This window comes from Actinocorallia longicatena (assembly GCF_039534125.1).
Classification (GTDB): domain Bacteria; phylum Actinomycetota; class Actinomycetes; order Streptosporangiales; family Streptosporangiaceae; genus Actinocorallia; species Actinocorallia longicatena.
In genome coordinates this window covers 41,098-58,029 of the sequence record NZ_BAAAUV010000038.1, presented here as the reverse complement: position 1 = coordinate 58,029, position 16,932 = coordinate 41,098, and the positions used below count along the sequence as shown (strand labels likewise).

16 protein-coding genes are annotated in these 16,932 nt (G+C 72.1%); 9 read left to right on the top strand and 7 right to left on the bottom strand.

Annotation, left to right across the window (positions count from 1 at the left end; translation table 11 throughout):
• Positions 1 to 100 precede the first annotated feature (100 nt).
• The 4 genes from ABD785_RS37825 to ABD785_RS37810 form a co-directional block, all read right to left on the bottom strand.
• Positions 101 to 1,336, bottom strand: coding sequence for an extracellular solute-binding protein (locus ABD785_RS37825; protein WP_344838673.1), 1,236 nt, complete (start codon positions 1,334 to 1,336; stop codon positions 101 to 103).
• A 180-nt stretch (positions 1,337 to 1,516) separates the two neighbouring features.
• Positions 1,517 to 2,461: a SpoIID/LytB domain-containing protein gene (locus ABD785_RS37820; protein WP_344838671.1), complete on the bottom strand. Its 945-nt coding sequence runs from the start codon at positions 2,459 to 2,461 to the stop codon at positions 1,517 to 1,519.
• 25 nt (positions 2,462 to 2,486) lie between these two features.
• Complete coding sequence (locus ABD785_RS37815) at positions 2,487 to 3,374, bottom strand: peptidase inhibitor family I36 protein (protein ID WP_344838668.1); 888 nt, start codon at positions 3,372 to 3,374, stop codon at positions 2,487 to 2,489.
• A gap of 43 nt (positions 3,375 to 3,417) precedes the next feature.
• Positions 3,418 to 4,260, bottom strand: a complete 843-nt coding sequence (locus ABD785_RS37810; RefSeq protein ID WP_344838665.1) for a peptidoglycan-binding domain-containing protein — start codon at positions 4,258 to 4,260, stop codon at positions 3,418 to 3,420.
• 238 nt (positions 4,261 to 4,498) lie between these two features.
• Between ABD785_RS37810 and ABD785_RS37805 the strand changes: the two genes are divergently transcribed.
• Positions 4,499 to 6,481 (top strand): WD40 repeat domain-containing serine/threonine protein kinase, encoded by a 1,983-nt coding sequence (locus tag ABD785_RS37805; protein ID WP_344838664.1) that lies wholly within the window; start codon positions 4,499 to 4,501, stop codon positions 6,479 to 6,481.
• A 10-nt stretch (positions 6,482 to 6,491) separates the two neighbouring features.
• Here ABD785_RS37805 and ABD785_RS37800 read toward each other — a convergent pair whose 3' ends face one another.
• Positions 6,492 to 7,202, bottom strand: a complete 711-nt coding sequence (locus ABD785_RS37800; RefSeq protein WP_344838661.1) for a hypothetical protein — start codon at positions 7,200 to 7,202, stop codon at positions 6,492 to 6,494.
• A gap of 92 nt (positions 7,203 to 7,294) precedes the next feature.
• Positions 7,295 to 8,089, bottom strand: coding sequence for an AraC family transcriptional regulator (locus ABD785_RS37795; protein ID WP_344838658.1), 795 nt, complete (start codon positions 8,087 to 8,089; stop codon positions 7,295 to 7,297).
• Positions 8,090 to 8,309: 220 nt separating this feature from the next.
• Between ABD785_RS37795 and ABD785_RS37790 the strand changes: the two genes are divergently transcribed.
• The 8 genes from ABD785_RS37790 (at position 8,310) to ABD785_RS37755 (ending at position 15,893) form a co-directional block, all read left to right on the top strand.
• Positions 8,310 to 9,521: an ATP-binding protein gene (locus ABD785_RS37790; protein WP_344838655.1), complete on the top strand. Its 1,212-nt coding sequence runs from the start codon at positions 8,310 to 8,312 to the stop codon at positions 9,519 to 9,521.
• Complete coding sequence (locus ABD785_RS37785; RefSeq protein WP_344838652.1) at positions 9,518 to 9,931, top strand: roadblock/LC7 domain-containing protein; 414 nt, start codon at positions 9,518 to 9,520, stop codon at positions 9,929 to 9,931. The genes ABD785_RS37790 and ABD785_RS37785 overlap by 4 nt, the downstream gene beginning before the upstream one ends.
• The gene (locus ABD785_RS37780; protein WP_344838651.1) at positions 9,928 to 10,275 is read left to right on the top strand and encodes a DUF742 domain-containing protein; all 348 of its coding nucleotides are present in this window, start codon (positions 9,928 to 9,930) and stop codon (positions 10,273 to 10,275) included. Before ABD785_RS37785 ends, ABD785_RS37780 begins: the two co-directional genes overlap by 4 nt.
• Positions 10,253 to 10,849, top strand: a complete 597-nt coding sequence (locus ABD785_RS37775) for a GTP-binding protein (protein WP_344838647.1) — start codon at positions 10,253 to 10,255, stop codon at positions 10,847 to 10,849. Before ABD785_RS37780 ends, ABD785_RS37775 begins: the two co-directional genes overlap by 23 nt.
• Positions 10,846 to 12,141: a cytochrome P450 family protein gene (locus ABD785_RS37770; RefSeq protein ID WP_344838644.1), complete on the top strand. Its 1,296-nt coding sequence runs from the start codon at positions 10,846 to 10,848 to the stop codon at positions 12,139 to 12,141. The genes ABD785_RS37775 and ABD785_RS37770 overlap by 4 nt, the downstream gene beginning before the upstream one ends.
• Before the next feature lie 163 nt (positions 12,142 to 12,304).
• Entirely contained in the window at positions 12,305 to 13,441 is a 1,137-nt protein-coding gene (locus ABD785_RS37765; RefSeq protein ID WP_344838641.1) for a glycosyltransferase, read from the top strand.
• Positions 13,438 to 14,451, top strand: a complete 1,014-nt coding sequence (locus ABD785_RS37760) for a glycosyltransferase (protein WP_344838638.1) — start codon at positions 13,438 to 13,440, stop codon at positions 14,449 to 14,451. Before ABD785_RS37765 ends, ABD785_RS37760 begins: the two co-directional genes overlap by 4 nt.
• A 53-nt stretch (positions 14,452 to 14,504) precedes the next feature.
• Positions 14,505 to 15,893, top strand: a complete 1,389-nt coding sequence (locus tag ABD785_RS37755) for a glycoside hydrolase family 130 protein (RefSeq protein ID WP_344838636.1) — start codon at positions 14,505 to 14,507, stop codon at positions 15,891 to 15,893.
• On the opposite strand, the gene ABD785_RS37750 is transcribed toward ABD785_RS37755, so the two are convergent.
• On the bottom strand, positions 15,894 to 16,895 hold the full coding sequence (locus tag ABD785_RS37750) for a glycosyltransferase family 4 protein (protein WP_344838633.1): 1,002 nt from the start codon (positions 16,893 to 16,895) through the stop codon (positions 15,894 to 15,896).
• Positions 16,896 to 16,932: the final 37 nt, after the last annotated feature.

The window sequence follows — 16,932 nt, the reverse complement described above, 5'->3', positions numbered from 1 at the left end:
GGAGGAGGGAGTCGACCTGGTTGGGTCGGCGACCGACGACAACCTCGCGAGGTGCGTGCCTGGACGCCGCGCAGTAGGGCAGTTGACTTTGAAACAGCCCCTAGCCGGTGAGCCGGTCGATCGTGCGCTGGGCCTCGGTCAGGGCGGCCCTCGGCTCGGCCTCGCCGGTCAGCGCCCGGTGCACGGCGGTGAAGATGACGGTGCTGAGGTCCAGGTAGCCGGTCCGGCCCGACGGGCGGCTCACCGGTCGCGCCTGGACGGACGCCTTGATCCCGGGGCTGTCGCCGACCAGCGGATCCGCCCGGACGATCTCGTTGGTGGGGATGATCGAGTACTGGGCGATCGTGTACTGGGCGGGCACGCCGGTCATCCACCGCAGGAACGTCAGGACCTCGGGAAGATGCCGGGTGCGCGGATTGACGTACAGGCTCCAGCCGCCGATGGTCGACGCCCCCGGCCGCACCCTGCCGGCGAAGGACGGCAGCGACGCCACGCCGAGCGTCCCGGCGGCGGCCGTCTGCGCGAGGCTCAGGTAGGCGGAGTCCCAGGAGCGGAGGAACGCGGCCTCTCCCGCCTCGAAGCTCTGGAGGGCCTGCGGCTCCCGGAAGCCGGTGACCGCGGCGGGCGAGGCTCCAGAGGTGAGCAGGCTCCGCATGAACGTGAGCGCGGCGACGGAGGGCTCGGTGGAGATCCGCAGTCCGTCCTCGGCTCCGGCGTCGCGGGAGAACTCCGTCCAGACGCAGGTCAGCCCCTCGTATCTGTCGCCCTGCCACACGAATCCGTGCTTGACCCGCCCGGCGGTCACCAGGCCGTCCGCCTGCGCGGCCAGTTCCTCCCAGGTGTCCGGCGGCGTGGGGACCAGATCGCGGCGGTAGAGCAGGACGGCCTGGTTGACGTAGAACGGCACCGCGTAGGTCCGGTTCCGGGAACGGGCCGCGGCGACGAGCTCAGGGTCGAACCGATCCCAGAAGTCCTCCGGCAGATGGTCGTCCAGCGCGAGGGCGAGCCGCTCCTTCGCGAAGTCCGCGGGCCAGACGACGTCCCCGAGGTAGACGTCGGGGCCGAGGTCGCGCGGGATGGCGTACCGCAGCTGCTCCTGGTCCTCGTCCGTGCTGGTGGGCGCCGACACCAGCTTCACCCGGATCCGTGGATGGGCCTTCTGGAAGGCGTCGATGAGGGACTGCCGCGGATCGGTGTGGCTGCTCGTCATCGAGCTCGCGTACCAGGTGATCGTGACGATTCCGCCGGCGCTCGGCTCCGTCCTCCGCGCGCATCCGGCCAGCGGCAGCGCCGCGCTCCACGCCAGCACCTGCCGCCTCGGGGGGAATCGCGCCACCACTCCACGGTAACTCCCGGCGCCGGTTCAGGGGAGGAGAGCCGGGACGGCCCCGCCGAGACCCGCCGCCGTCCGGCCGTCACGCCCGCCGGAGGGCCCCTGATCCTCCGGCGGGCGTGAAAGCGGGACGGTTCCCCGCCGCGGGGTGGCGCGGCGGGGAACCGGGGGAAGGGGAACGGCTCACGAGGAGGTGAGGACGATCCCGGAGTAGTAGGACTTGAGGATGGCGGCGTAGCCGGAGCCCGCGTTCGCCTTGTCACGCGAGCCGTACTGGGACATCCAGTCGCCGGTGACCCAGCCGCCGCAGGCGGTCGTCGTGGAGCAGTAGTGGGCCTCGAGGATGGATCCGCCGCGGGTCATCCGGGTGTTCCAGGTGGCGTCGATCGCGGAGTTGGTCGCGGTCGTCGCGGTGCCGGGCCGGTAGACCTGGCTCGACGTGGTGTCGGTGACGTCGTAGCACTGGCCGCCCGACGTCTTGCGGGTCGAGGTGAGCGCCCAGTACCAGCCGAAGCTCTTGACCGCCATCGCCCCGGCCTTCAGGGACTCGGCGGGCCAGCTCGGCACCCACTCGTTGGGCAGGACGTTCTGGACGTAGGTCTTGAACGCCACCCGGTCCACCCGGTTGAGGGACACCCGGTAGACGAGGATCGAGGTCGGCAGCCTGGTGTCGGATCCGTCGGTCTTGCACCCGGTGGATCCGGTGATGAACTGGTGCGAGGCGTTCTGGTTCTTGAGGGTGGAGTTCAGGTTGCCCTTGGCTCCGGCGGCGAAGTCCTGGTAGCTGCCGGCGTAGCCGCTGTTGTAGTAGACCCGGACGGTCTGGCCGCTGCGGTTCCAGACGGACGCGGCCTCGTTCTTGACGCAGAGGCCCTTGCCGGCGCCTGCGCCCTTGAAGTCGTAGCAGGAGGGCTGCTCGGTGCCGTAGTCGCTGAGTGATCCGGTGAAGTCGGAGAGCGATCCGGCGTTGTCGCTGTTGTAGTAGTAGCAGAACTCGCCGCTGTCGCAGACGCCGTCCCTGGCGGCGGCGGAGGCGGGAGACGCGGTGGCCAGGATCGTCCCGCCGAGCACCGTCGCGGCGGCCGCCGCGAGGAACCGGGAGATCGGCCGTGCGATTCGTCGTGACACAGTCGTCCTTTCCCTCGGCCGGGCGCTAGCGGACGGTGTAACCCTGGCCGACCCAGAACGAGGCCGGGTTCGGGTTGTCGAGGACGGGGTCGCCGACGCTCACGGACGCGTACGTCTGCCGTCCAGGACGCATCTCGACGTGGGTGTGCGCGGATCCGCTCGACGACACTCCGTGCCAGGACTCGTCGGCGATGATCTGCCCGCGGCTGACCGTCTGGCCCGCGGCCAGGGTGGAGCGCGGAGCGGTGTGCAGGTAGATGACGGTCTTGTTCGCCGTGGCGTTGTAGATGGCGATGGTGGAGAGCCCGCCGCTGCCGGTGGAGCCGCGTGCCACCCGGGTGACCTCGCCGCTGACCAGGGCATGGACGTCCGAGCCGACGCTGCGGGCGATGTCGATGCCCTCGTGACGTCCGGAGGTGGTGGTGTAGCCGTCGAACCCGCAGGTGATCGAGCCGCCGCCGGCGTCGTAGAGCGCGTACGACAGGTTCGTGGACGGCGAGCTCAGGAACTGGTGCGAGGCGTTCTGGTTCTTGAGGGTGGCGTTCAGGTTGCCCTTGGCTCCGGCGGCGAAGTCCTGGTAGCTGCCGGCGTAGCCGCTGTTGTAGTAGACCCGGACGGTCTTGGAGCTGCGGTTCCAGACCGAGGCCGCCTCGTTCTTGATGCACAGGCCCTTGCCGGCGCCCGTGCCCTTGAAGTCGTAGCAGGAGGGCTGCTCGGTGCCGTAGTCGCTGAGTGATCCGGTGAAGTCGGACAGGGATCCGGCGTTGTCGCTGTTGTAGTAGTAGCAGAACTCGCCGCTGTCGCAGACGCCGTCCCTGGCGGCGGCGGAGGCGGGGGTTCCGGTGGCGAGGAGGGCCCCGCCGAGCGCGAAGACGGCGGTGCTGGCGGTGAGGATCGTGGTGAGCGTTTTCATGCTGTTCTCCCTAAACGGTCAGCGGTGCTCGTGATGCGGACGATCAAATGCGCTGGTACTCCTCCCAGGTGCGGATGGTCACCTTCGGCCCGTCGTCGGGGCCGCGGCCGGCGAGGCCGTTGAGACCGAGGTAGTAGTCGCCGGTCTGGTGCTGGGCCTGGGCCGCGAGATCGGGGTCGCTGATCGCGGCGGCGTGGATGTGCCACGGCCAGTCGGCCTGCTCGGGGCTGCGGACCCAGGCGGCGAAGCCGACCCGGCGCAGCGCCCGCGCGACCGAGGTGCGGGTCGCGGCGCTCATGCCGTCGACGTTGACGTCGACGACCCCGCCGCCGTCGTGGGTGCCGGCGGACGTCGGGTCGCCCCCGGGGTTGTAGGAGCCCTGGTCCAGGACGAGGTCGCGGCCGAGCAGCCGCTCGGCCTCGTCGAGCATGGCGCGGGTGCGGGTGTTGACGACGGCGTCGCCGACGCTCACCCGGGCGCCCGCCACCACGACGCGGGTGACGGTGAAGCGGCCGGTGCCGAGCTTGGTGAGGGAGGTCCTGCCCGGCAGGCCGCTGGCGTCGATGCCGGTGTAGCCGAGCGACTGCTGGTACTTGGCGTAGGCGGCGATCGTCGTGGTGCCGAAGTAGCCGTCCACCCACTTCGGGTCGAGCAGCGCCAGGTCGCGCAGCGCCTCCTCGACGAGCAGCACGCTGGCCTTGGCGCCCGGGGTCAGGGTGCTGTCGGCCCGCCGCGGGTCGATCTGTGCCGCCTTGAGCGTGGCCTCCATGTCGACGCCCGGCAGGGCCGCGGCGGCCTTCGGCGCCGCCGCGACCCCCTGGATCCCGGTCAGCGAAGCGAGCAGGACGGCCGTGACGAGGCCGGCGGCACGGTAGGGCAACTTCATCGTTCTCCTCCTGTGCCGGCGGGTGCCGGCGATGCCCAAACCGTCACGGAACGCCTGAGAATCCACAAGAAGACCGCTGTTGTCAGCCTGTCAGGCACCCGCCCTTACATTTGTCAGCCTCGCTGACCTGCCACTTCACGACCCCGGCCGGACACGCGCCTCGAGGACGCGGCGAGCTCATTGGGCCTGTGCCGATGATCGTGAAGTGGGGCACGATCGGGGTGGCGGAGGGGGACATGTGGGCGAGCGGCCGCGGATGATCGGTCCGTACCGGGTCGAGCGGCTGCTCGGGTCCGGCGGAATGGGAGTGGTCTACGCGGCGGTCGAGCCGGGGACGGGCCGCCTGGCCGCGGTCAAGGTGATCCGTCCCGAGTGGGCGGCCGAACCGGCGCTGCGGGCCAGGCTGCGCCGCGAGGCCGCCGCCGCCGGACGGGTTCCGCGCTCGTGCACCGCGGCGGTGCTCGGCGCCGACCTCGACGGCGACCCGCCCTACATCGCCACCGAGCTCATCAGCGGCCCGACCCTGGACGTGCGCGTCCTGGAGGAGGGGCCGGTGCGCGGGGACGCGCTCGTCTCCCTGGCCACCGGAGTGGCCGTCGCCCTGCGGGCCGTGCACGGCTGCGGGGTGCTGCACCGGGACCTGAAGCCGCCGAACATCATCCTGTCGCCCGCCGGCCCCCGCGTCATCGACTTCGGGATCGCCCGGATCGACGACGCCGAGACCCGGTTGACCAAGGTCGGCGGGCTCATCGGCACCCCCGCCTACATGGCCCCCGAGCAGTTCCTCGCAGGCCCGGAGCTGACCAAGGCCGCGGACGTGTTCGCCTGGGCGGGCGTGGTCGTGTACGCGGCGACCGGCCTGCCGCCGTTCGGGTCCGGTGCCGGGATGCGCGAGCGGATCCTGGGCGAGGACCCGGTGCTGCCCGCCCTGCCCGGCGTCCTGCCCGGCCTGGTGCGGAGGGCCTTCTCCAAGGACCCCGCCGACCGCCCGACCGCGGCCGAACTGGTCGACGCCCTCACCCGCGACAGCGTCCCCGCGGGGAAGGTCGTGCGGCAGGCGGCCATCGCCCCCGAACGCCGGGTCAGGGTCGCCTCCGACCTGCGGCCCAAGGGCGGACCCCGCCCCCTGGCCAGGACATCCGTGGTCGCGGCCGCGGTTCTGGTGCCGATGCTCCTGGCCGCGTCGTGGCTGTCGGGGGCGCTGCGCGGGGTCACCGGAGGCGACGCGCCGGAGAAGAAGACGCCGCTCCCGGGCCTGCCGCTGCTGGGCCACGATGAGGCGGTGCTGGCCGTCGCGGTGACCACCCTGAAGGGCCGCCCCGTCGCGGTGTCGGGCGGCTATGACGACGCCCTGCGCGTCTGGGACCTGACCACGAGGACGCAGGTGCAGCACGTGCGGTACGCCGACGACATCCGCGTGATCACGACCGGTTCCCTGCGCGGCCGGCCGATCGCGGTGGCGGGCGTCACCGCGGGCGACCGGGGCCGGTTCGGCCTGGGCAGCCTCGGCACCGCTCTCTGCGCCTTCGACCTGGCGACCGGCGAAGAGGTCCTGAAGAGGCTGTTCGGCCGCGCTACCCGGGCGGTGGCGATGGACTCCCGCGCCATCTACCACAGCGGCGTCCGCGGCACGATCTCCTCTGATCCCCGCGGCATCGAACGCGCCGACCTCAAGGAGGGCCGTGCGCTGCCCGGCCTGGACGTTCCCACCCACTACGTCGAGGGCCTCCAGACCACGACGGTGGACGGCCGGGCCGTCGTCGTCTCGCTGGAGGAGAGGGACGGGGGGAACCGCGTCCGCGTCCTGGACGCGGGTTCGCTCGACGTCCTGAGGACGATCAAGGCCCCCGCCTACTCCCGCGAGCTGCGCGTGGGCAGGGCCGGCGGCCGGACGATCGCGGTCGTCAGCCATGACAGGGGCGTCCTGTTCTGGGATCTGACGCGCGGCCGGCGCATCGTCGACGTCCCCGTGCCGCAGTCGGCCACCGGGGGCCCGGCCCTGGCCGTCGGCGCCCTGGAGGGCCGCCCGGTGGTGGTGACCGGCCCGATCGGGGGTGCGCTGGTCGTCCGCGATCTGGCCACCGGCGGCGAGCTGAGGACCGTCCCGATCGGGCCCCTCGCGCCCACCGCCCTGGCGATGGCCGAGGTCGGCGGCGGCCCCGTCGTCATCGCCGGAGGCGGCGGCCCCGCCGACCGGCGGCTGCGCGTTCTTCCCCTCTGAGATCCGGCCCCTAGGACTCGGTCTCGGTCACGTACTTCGCGGTCGTGCCGTCGATGGTCTGCTCGTCGGTCTCCACCCACCATGTCTGAAGGCCGGTGGGGGGCACCTGCGGCGTTCCGGTGACGGGGGCCGAGAGTTCGAACCGTCCGCGCCGGTCGGTGACGCCAGAGTCGACGGTGTCCTCGTAGAGCGGGTTGTACATGACCACGGGGCCCCGGTAGGGGACCTTCCTGAGGTTCGCGTCGAGGTACTTGAAGGCCCCCTTGATCACGACCGTGCCGTCCGGCGGCACCAGGCGCGGCGGCGGGACGACCCCGGCGGGCTCGGCGAGGTAGCGGAGGATGAACTTCTCCCCGGCGGGCCCGTCGATCCAGGTTCCGGTGGCGGGGTCGTAGGTCTGGACGACGACCGCGGTGGTCGCGCCGAGGCCGTCGGGCACCCCCTGGAGCACGACGGTCCCGTCGAAGCTTCCGTCGCTCCCGGCACGGCGCACGGACGTCCTGGTGGAGGCGGTGCACCCGAGCCCGCCGCAGACCGTGAACCGGACCCGGGCGTTGGCCGCGAAGTCCGCCCCGTGAACATGGACCTTCTCTCCCACGTGCAGGATCCCGCCCTCGGTGACCACCACCGAGGGCGGAGCCTGCTCGGCATGGGCCGGAACCGCCGCGAACGGAACGGCCGCCAGAACGGCGGCCGCCCCGTAAAGGGTCGCACGCTTCATTCAGAACCTCCTGATCGTCGTCAACTCGCCCCTGTGACGCCGAAAGTGCCTAGAAAGTTCGCATATCCGGTTCGCCCTTATTACTCCCTCTTTCATTTCCCGGTGGCGAGGCGGCGGATCTCGCGGGGAGTGGTGTTGTAGCGATGGCGGAAGGCCGTGCTGAAGGCGCTGGGGGAGGAGAAGCCCGAGGCGTAGGCCAGCTCGGTGATGGGGAGATGGGCGTAGGCGGGATCCTGGAGGAGGCGGCGGGCGAGCCGGAGATGCTCCTCGCGGATGAGCCCCCGGGGAGTGGCGCCGTCCTGCTGGAGGGCGAGCTGGATCTGGCGGAGCGACCAGCCGAGATCCTGGGCGATCGAGGCGCCGGTCAGGTCGGGGTCGGCGGCGTGGGCACGGACGTAGCGGCGGACGAGTCCCGCCACCTCGGCCAGGGGAGCGGGCGCGGCGGGGCGGGCGGTTCCCGCGGTGAGCATCCGCAGCAGCTCGGTCAGGTGGTCGCAGGAGGCGTCGAACTGGGGGATCGTCAGGGCGTCGCCCTCGCGGGCCAGGCTCTTCAGCAGGTCGGCGACGATCCTGCCGAGCCCGGTGCGCAGGTCGAGCCGGACGCCCAAGGGCCGGCGCCGTCCGGAGGGGCCGTCCATCTGGCGGCCGGGGATGGCCAGGAGGAGGCCGCGGGCGCGGCTGAGCTCCAGCGGCTCGGCGAGAGTGACCAGGGTGCCGCTTCCGGGCCGCAGCGCGGTCTTCCGCGCGGTCATCTCGCCCTCGAGCGGGACGAGGAACCCGTAGCCGCCGGGGAGGGGCCGGATGCCATCGGACGTGTTCAGAACGGCGATCGCGGCCGACCGCAATTCGGTGAGCTGGTAGTCGGCACTACTCCGATGAATGATCATTCTTTCGAACGGGCTCCTCGCAATAATCCCGGCATATTAATACAAGCGAGGCGAACGAAACGGCGGATCGGTCAATGCGCCCGGAGTGAAGTTCTCTGCGCGTGGGCGCAAGTGGGTTCGACGGCCCGGACCTACCGTCTCTAATTCCTGGTGTGTCCCAGTTCACAGGCCGTATGGCAGGGCCTGAGTCCCCTCCCTCCTCACGTTCGGGATCCGTCTGATGGAGTACTCCCTGACGCTCGTCGCGTTCGTCTGCGTGAGCATCGCCTTCTTCGCCGTCTCCCTGCTGCTGGTCCGCCAGCGCAGGTACGCCGCGCGGCTGGAGGGCGAGGGCTCGGCCCGTGACGAGTGGCTGCGGCATCTCGTCACGGTCACGCTGCCCCAGGCGCGCGGTTCCGGGGAACCGGTGGACGCCCTCTGGCGCGGCGGACCGCTCGGCGGCACCGGTTTCGCCCGCGACCTCGACGCCGTCACCGAGCTGTTCGCCAGCTCAGCCGAGGGGGCCAGGGCCCACGCCGACCGGTCGGCCAAGGCCACCCTCCGCGCGATGATGCGCACCGTGCAGAGCCTGGCCAACGAGCAGCAGGTGGCCATCACCGCGATGCAGGAACGGCACGACGATCCGGACGCGCTGGAGGACCTGCTGCGGATCGACCACATGAACGCCCAGCTCGGCCGCCGGGTCCAGGCCACCGCGGTGCTGTGCGGATCGTGGCCGGGCACCCAGCGGCAGGCGTCCTCGCTGAGCGACGTCGTCCGCGGCGCGACCTCCCGGATCCGCGACTACCTGCGCATCAAGATCTACGCGGAGCCGAACGTGGCGATCGTCAGCCGGGCGGTGGAGCCGGTGGTCCTGGCCGTCGCCGAACTCCTCGACAACGCCGCGCGTCACTCCCAGCCCAGCACGACCGTCGAGGTGAACTTCCAGCCCACCCACAACGGCATGGCGATCATGATCGACGACGCGGGCGTCTCGATGGACGCCGAGGAACTCCAGCGGGCGGAGGCCTTGCTGGAGGGCCGCCAGTCCGTCGACATCCACCGGCTCGGCGACCCGCCCCAGGTCGGCTTCGCCGCCGTCGGGGTGCTCGCCACCCGCTACGGCTTCCGCGTCTCGGTGGACAGCCGTTCGCCCTACGGGGGCGTCCGCGCGGTGGTGTTCCTGCCGTCGGAACTGCTCACCACGGTCGTCCGGCAGGAGCGTCCGCCGCGGGCGGAACCGGCCGTCCGGACCCCGGCGCAGACCACGGGCGGCCTGCCCAGACGGCAGCGGCAGGACCCGGACGAGGCCGTCCGGGAGCAGCCCGCCTCGTCCGCGGCGCCGGCGGCGCCCTCCCGGCGGAAGGCCGCGGGGCTGGGCGCCTGGCAGCGCGGCACCCGATCGGGCCGGACCCTCACCCCGACGGAAACCGAAGAGAAGGACCAGCGTTGACAGAGGTCACGAACAACAAGCTCGGCTGGATGCTGGACGACGCGCTGCGCATGCCGGACACCCGGTACGCGATCCTCCTGTCGGCCGACGGGCTCCTCATCGCGCACTCCGACGGCATCTCGCGCGACGACGCCGAACGTCAGGCCGCGGGGATGTCGGGGCTGCAGTCCCTCGCCCGGAGCACGGCCGAGTTCTGCGGGAACCCCGAGACGGTCTGGCACCAGACCATCACCGAGTTCGAGGACGGTTACGTCTTCCTCGTCGCCGCGGGCGCCAACGCCTACCTGGCGATGTCGGCCAGCCCGCAGGTCGACATGGAGGACGTCTCCTACCGGCTGCAGGAGGTCGTGCAGCGGCTGGGCAAGGAGCTGATGAGCCCGGTGCGCCAGGCCACCGACGCCTCCCCATGAACCCTCCCAAGCGCCCCCTCGTGCGCCTGCACGTGGTCACCGGCGGACGCGCCCACCCGAGCCGCAACGTGCTCGGTCTCGTCACCCTGCTCAGCGCCGTCCGCCACTCCCTGGCAGGGCTCACACCGGAGCAGCGGCGGGTGATGGAGCTGTGCCGGGGCGGCGCTCTGTCGGTCGCCGAGGTCGCGGGCCATCTCGCGCTGCCGGTCAGCGTCACCAAGGTGCTCCTGTCCGACCTCATCGACAGCGGGCATCTGGCCGCCCGTTCCGGCGCCCCGTCGTCCCAGCGGCCCTCGTCCGCTCTTCTCCAGGAGGTGCTCAATGGGCTCCGCGCTCGCCTCTGACGGGCTCTATCTCAACGCGTCGGTGCAGACCGCCGTCAAGATCCTCATCGTCGGGCACTTCGCGGTCGGCAAGACGACGCTCGTCGGGACGCTCTCGGAGATCCGGCCGCTGAGCACCGAGGAGCACATGACGAAGGCCGGCGAGCTCATCGACGACCTCGCCGGCATCAAGGACAAGACCACGACGACCGTGGCGATGGACTTCGGCCGTCTGACCCTCAGCGACCAGCTCGTCCTCTACCTGTTCGGCGCCCCCGGCCAGCGGCGGTTCACCCAGCTCTGGCACGACCTGTCCCTCGGCGCGCTCGGCGCCCTCGTGCTGGTCGACACCGAGCGGCTGGAGCTGGCGTTCGACGTGGTGAACCTGCTCGAACAGCGCGGCCTGCCCTACGCGGTGGCGGTCAACCAGTTCGACGACGCCCCCGCCTATCCGCTCGACGAGGTCCGCGAAGCGCTCGCCCTCCTGCCGCGGACCCCGCTCGTCGCGTGCGACGCGCGTGACCACGAATCGTCCGTGCTGGCGCTGATCGCGCTGGTCGACCACTTGATCTCCCTGGAACAGGACCCGGAATGACCGACGACACGCCCGTCAAGCTGTACGACGCCCGGTTCGCCGCAGACCCGCGGGCGGTGTACGAGGAATTGCGCGCCCGCCACGGCGGTTACGCCCCGGCCGAGCTGGCGCCGGGGGTCCCCGCGACCGTCGTGCTCGGCTACGACGCCGCCCTGGACGTGCTGAAGGACCCCCTCACCTTCCGCAAGGACCCCCGCGGCTGGCAGAAGACCGCCGCCCCCGGCTGCCCGATGCTGCCCGCCCTCGGCTACCGTGCCAGCGCCCTGTTCAGCGACGGCCCGGTGCACTCACGCCTGCGCAAGACCATCACCGACAGCTTCGACCGGGTCGACGTCTTCGCCCTGCGCGACCGGGTCGAGCGCAGCGCCGACGAGCTCATCGACCGCTTCTGCGCCGACGGCGAGGCCGACCTGTCCGCCCAGTACGGCGCCCGGCTTCCCCTCATGGTGTTCACCCAGCTCTTCGGCTGCCCGCCCGAGATCGGCGACCGCTTCCTCCGCTCCATGATCCTCATGGGCGACCTCTCCGACGCCGAGCAGGCCGCCTCGATGTTCACCGGCGCCAGCCGCGACCTGATCGCCCTCAAGCGCTCCCAGCCCGGCGCGGACATCACCTCCTGGCTGATCGCGCACCCGGCCGGCCTCACCGACGAGGAGCTGACCGAGCAGATCGGCCTGCTGATCGGCAAGGGCGCGTCCCCGGTCTGCTACCTGATCGGCAACGCCCTCCGCCTCCTGCTCTCGGACGCCCGCTTCGCCGACGACCTGTCCAACGGCAGCCTCCCCGTCGAGGACGCCCTGGACGAGGTCCTCTGGACCGACCCCCCGATCCCCAACATGGGCGTGACCTACACCGACCACGAGGTCGAACGCGAAGGCCACCTGATCCCACCCGACCAGCCCGTCGTCATCTCCTTCGCGGCCGCCAACACCGACCCCGCCAAACAGACCGACCACCGCGTGGGCAACCGCTCCCACCTGGCCTTCGGCGCGGGCCCCCACACCTGCCCCGCCCGCAACCACGCCCGCGTCATGGCCTCCAGCGCCATCGAGAAACTCCTCGACCGCCTCCCCGACCTCCACCTCTCCGTCCCCCCGGCCTCCCTCACCTGGCACCCGGGCCCCTTCCACCGAGCCCTCACCTCCCTCCCGGTCTCCTTCACCCCCGCCCCCACCCTCCCCAAGCCCGCCACCCCACCCGCGTCCCCGCCCCTTCATGTCCCCGAACCCTCCACCCCGCCCGCCCCCTCGCTGGCCCGCCGCCTCCTCCAGGCCGTCCGCCGTCTCCTCTGAGCCGACCGGACCGGGAAGGGCGTACCCTCGGAGGTACCGCGTCCGCCCACCGGCGGCGTGCGTCTCGGTATCTCGTCGGTTACGACGTCTGTTCTGGTTCTGGCTGGACGCCGGTGCCCCCGTGACTGTCGGGCTTCACCCGCTTCCATCGGAAGGCACCGCCGTGAGTACACGGTTCGGTTTCGTCAGCACGTTCCCGCCCACCCAGTGTGGGCTGGCGACCTTCACCGACTCGCTGCGCGGCGCGCTCACCCGGTCGGGCGCGGACGAGGCCGGTGTGGTCCGGCTCCTCGAACGATGGGAACCGCAGGACTCACCGCATGTCGTCAGCCAGTGGATCGCGGGCGACCGGGCGGGGCTGGGGGCGGCGCTCGACCGGCTCCACGAGTGCGATCTCGTCATCGTCCAGCACGAGTACGGAGTGTTCGGAGGGCGCGACGGCGACGAGGTGCTGCATCTGCTGGACGGCCTCAAGGTCCCCGCCGTGGTGGTCCTGCACACCGTGCTCTCGGCGCCGACGGCCCGCCAGCGCGAGGTGCTGGAGGCGGTCGCCGTCCGGGCCACCGCCATCGTGGTCATGACCGCGACCGCGCACCGGCGGCTGGTCGACGGCTACTCCGTCGACCCGCGGAAGGTCACCGTCATCCCGCACGGCGCACCGGAGCGGCCGGGGTCGCCGACCGGGTCGCCGCCCACGTTCCGCAGCGAGCAGGCGACGATCCTCACCTGGGGCCTGTTCGGTCCCGGCAAGGGGATCGAATGGGCCGTCGAGGCGATGGCGCTGCTGCGCGATCTCCGCCCGATGCCGCTCTACCTCGTGGCCGGGCGGACCCATCCCAAGGTCCTGCTCCACCAGGGCGAGTCCTATCTGTCCGGCCTCCGTGACCGGGCGCGCCGGCTCGGCGTGGCCGACACCGTCACCTTCGACAGCCGTTACCGTGATCCGGCGGAGCTTTCCGCGCTGGTGGACTCCGCCGACATCGTGCTGCTCCCTTATGACTCGACCGACCAGATCACCTCGGGAGTGCTGATCGAGGCTCTGGCGGCGGGCAAGCCCGTCGTGGCGACCCGCTTCCCCCACGCGGCGGAGGCGCTCGCCGACGGGGCCGGTCTGCTCGTCGGGCACCGCGATCCCGTGGCGCTCGCCGAGGCCCTGCGCACCGTCATCACCCGGCCCGGCCTCGCCGCGCGCATGGCCGACGTCGCCGCCGCCTCCTCGGCGATGCTGGCCTGGCCGGTCGTCGCCGAGCAGTACCGCAGGCTCGCGGGCAGGCTGATGAACGCGGAGGTCACGGCTTGAGCGCGCGGATGATGGCCGCACCCGTCTTCGACCATCTGCTGCGGCTCAGCGACGGCCTCGGGATCTTCGAGCACGCCCTGCTGAGCACGCCCCGCCCGGAGCACGGCTACTGCGTGGACGACGTCGCCCGCGGGCTCGTCGTCGCCTGCCGTGAGCCGGACCGGCCCGCGGCCGTCACCGGGCTGATCCCCCGGTATCTGGAGTTCGTCCTGTCCGCGATCGCCCCCGAGGGGACCTGCCGCAACCGGATGGACGTCGCGGGCGGCTGGCGCGACGAGCCGGGGCTCGGCGACTGGTGGGGCCGTGCGCTCTGGGCGCTGGGCACCGCGACCGCGTACGCGCCCTCTCCCGGCATGCGGGCACGCGCGATCATCGGTTTCCGCACCGCCGCCGGGCAGCGGTCACCGCATCTGCGCTCGATGGTGTACGCCTCGCTCGGCGCGGCCGAGGTGCTGGAGGTACGCCCCGACGAGCCGTGCGCGCGGTCGCTGCTGCGCGACACGGTGCGCATGGTCGGACCGGCCGGCCCGGTCCGGTCCTGGCCGTGGCCGGAGGAGCGCCTCACCTACGGCAACGCGAGCATCGCCGAGGCCCTGATCCTCGCCGGAATCGCCCTGCCCGACGCGCACGCGCTCGATCGGGGCCTGGAACTCCTCGATTTCCTGCTGCGGCTCGAATCGCGTCCCGGCCATCTGTCGCTGACACCGGTCGGCGGGCGCGGGCGGGACGAGAGCGGCCCGGGCTTCGACCAGCAGCCGATCGAGGCGGCGGCCCTCGCCGACGCGTGCGCCACCGCCTACGAGGCGACCGACGACCCCGCCTGGCTGGACGGAGTCCACCTCGCGTGGCGCTGGTTCACCGGCGAGAACGACAGCTCGACCCCGATGTTCGATCCGGACACCGGCGGCGGATATGACGGCCTGGAGCGCTACGGATGCAATCTCAACCAGGGGGCGGAGTCCACCCTGGCCCTGCTGTCGACGGCCCAGCAGGTCCGCCGGCTGCCCTGACGGCCGGACCGACCCGGCTGCTGCCGGACCGGCTCGACCCCGATCCGGCACGGGTGATCGCGCGCCTGTTCCTGCCCGCCGGCGAGTCACGGGTCGCGCAGATCCTCGACCGCGTCCTCGGCCTCGCCGAAGCCGAGGTGGAGCGGCTGGCGACGGAGCTGACGGCCGAGTTCGGGAACCGGCATCCGGACTACGAGCGGCTCCTCGGCCGTCACGCGGAAGCGGTCCTGGCCCAGATCGGCGCGCGCGCCGGCCTGACGCCCGCCCGCCGCCTGGTCCTGGGGGCGGCCTTCACCGCCGAGTACGCGACCGAGGCGGCCGCCCTGTGCAATCCGAGCGCGATGACGCACCCGGACCAGAGCGGTCTCGCGCCCGGCCAGGTACGGGTGGCCGTCAGCGTGCGCGGCATCGGCGAGGGGCACATCTCCTCGATCGGGTTCGTCTCCGCGGTGATCGGCCCGGGCCCGTCCTGGTCCTTCGAACCGCGCGGCCTGCCGCTGTCGGCCGGGGTCGCGGCGCCGGCCCGGTGGCGGCGGGAGCATCTGCGCTCGCTCCTGGACGACCAGGGGATCATCGACGAGCTGGGCGAGACGATCCTGGGAGGCCTGCCGGACCTGTTCGGCGGCGCCGATCTGGAACGTGCCCTGGCGGAGATCGGGCCGTCCGTCCTCGACCGGTCCGCGCCGACCGTCGTCCTGCTGCGCCTGCTGGTGTCGTCGGCCTACATGGTCGAGTTCGGGGACGAGACGGGCCTGACCCAGCGGGTGCTCATGCCGTCCGCGACCGAGGAGGCGCACGGGATGGAGGACGCGCGGTTCACCCGGTTCACCGACGCGGCCGGAAGGATCGAGTACCGGGCGACCTACACGGCCTACGACGGGCGCCGGATCGCGCCCCGGCTGCTGATCAGCGCCGATCTCCGGACCTTCCGCACCCACCGGCTGGCCGGGGACGCCGCCCGCAACAAGGGCATGGCGCTGTTCCCCCGCCTCGTCGGCGGGCGCCATCTGGCGCTCTGCCGCTCGGATGGCGAGAACACCGGCGTGTCCAGTTCGGCGGACGGCATGGTGTGGAACGAACCGGTCATCGTGCAGGGTCCCCGGGAGTCCTGGGAGCTGATGCAGATCGGGAACTGCGGGCCGCCGATCGAGACCGAGCGGGGCTGGCTCGTGCTCACCCACGGGGTCGGGCCGATGCGCGTCTACCGGATGGGGGCGATCCTGCTCGATCTGGACGATCCGACCCGGCTGCTGGCCCGGCTCGAACGGCCGCTGCTCGCTCCCGTCCCCGCCGACCGGAACGGGTACGTGCCCAATGTCGTGTACTCCTGTGGAGCGTTCCCTTATGAGGGCCGTCTCTGGCTGCCGTTCGGGATCGCGGACACCCGCATCGGCGTCGCCTGGCTGTCGATCGACGAGACCCTGGACGCGATGGTCCCCTGATCAGGAGAGCAGCTTCTCGTACAGCCGCAGGTAGGCGTCGACCATCCGGCCGGCGCCGAAACGGGCCCGGGACCGGTCGGCCACGGCACGCCGGTCCAGGCCCGCGGCGGCCCCGACGGCGAGCACCGCGGCCTCGGGGCCGTCCACGAGGAACCCGGTGACACCCTCGTCGACCACCTCCGGCATCGAGCCGCGCCGATAGGCCACCACCGGGGTCCCGCACATCATCGACTCGACGACCGACAGGCCGAACGGCTCGTCGAAATGGATGGGATGCAGCAGCGCCGCGGCGCCGCCGAGCACCTCGGCCGCCCGGTCACGGCCCACCGAGCCGAGATAGACCACCCGGTCGCCGTCGACGTGCGGCCGCACCCGCTCGGCGAAGTACCGCTCGTCCTGGATGATCCCGCAGATCACCAGGCGGCGCCGGCAGGCACGGGCGATCGCGATGGCGTCGGCGGTGCCCTTGTCCGGGTGGATCCGTCCGAACGACACGAGATACTCGCCCGGCGTGGCGCGGAACGCGAGCGCGGCCGGGTCCACGCCGTGGTGGATGGTCGCCGCGTAGTCGAGTTCGGTGCTGCGGTCGGACTCGGAGATCGCCACGAACGCCGAGCGCGACCTTCCGTAGGCCGGCAGGATGCCCGCGCCCGAGAAGCCGTGGACCGTGGTGACCATGGGGCACCCGGCGAACCGGTCGAACGCCAGGGGAAGCCAGTCGAGCTGGTTGTGCACGAGGTCGAAGCCGCCCGAGCGCTCCAGGGCGTGCGCGACGTGCAGTGCCTCCCACACCCGGCCGTCCATGCTCGGGTCCTCGGCGTAGCCGTGCGGGCTGACGCCGTCGAGGGTCGCGGTGGTCACCGAGTCGAGGGTGGCGAACAGGGTCACCTCGACGCCGCGCGCCACCAGGCCCTCGGTGAGGAGGCTGGTCACCGATTCCCAGGGACCGTAGTGCAGCGGCGGAGTGCGCCACGCGATCGGAGCGAGCATGGCAAGCCGCATCGGCTCATCCCCTCATAGGGCGCTCAGCCTAGCCGGG

What these genes read in the sequence shown, in the direction of transcription:
- ABD785_RS37795 (WP_344838658.1), bottom strand. Translation starts at nt 8,089, where the DNA reads ATGATCATTCATCGGAGTAGTGCCGACTACCAGCTCACCGAATTGCGG.
- ABD785_RS37780 (WP_344838651.1), top strand. Translation starts at nt 9,928, where the DNA reads ATGAACCCTCCCAAGCGCCCCCTCGTGCGCCTGCACGTGGTCACCGGC.
- ABD785_RS37810 (WP_344838665.1), bottom strand. Translation starts at nt 4,260, where the DNA reads ATGAAGTTGCCCTACCGTGCCGCCGGCCTCGTCACGGCCGTCCTGCTC.
- ABD785_RS37815 (WP_344838668.1), bottom strand. Translation starts at nt 3,374, where the DNA reads ATGAAAACGCTCACCACGATCCTCACCGCCAGCACCGCCGTCTTCGCG.
- ABD785_RS37770 (WP_344838644.1), top strand. Translation starts at nt 10,846, where the DNA reads ATGACCGACGACACGCCCGTCAAGCTGTACGACGCCCGGTTCGCCGCA.
- ABD785_RS37775 (WP_344838647.1), top strand. Translation starts at nt 10,253, where the DNA reads ATGGGCTCCGCGCTCGCCTCTGACGGGCTCTATCTCAACGCGTCGGTG.
- ABD785_RS37800 (WP_344838661.1), bottom strand. Translation starts at nt 7,202, where the DNA reads ATGAAGCGTGCGACCCTTTACGGGGCGGCCGCCGTTCTGGCGGCCGTT.
- ABD785_RS37750 (WP_344838633.1), bottom strand. Translation starts at nt 16,895, where the DNA reads ATGCGGCTTGCCATGCTCGCTCCGATCGCGTGGCGCACTCCGCCGCTG.
- ABD785_RS37790 (WP_344838655.1), top strand. Translation starts at nt 8,310, where the DNA reads ATGGAGTACTCCCTGACGCTCGTCGCGTTCGTCTGCGTGAGCATCGCC.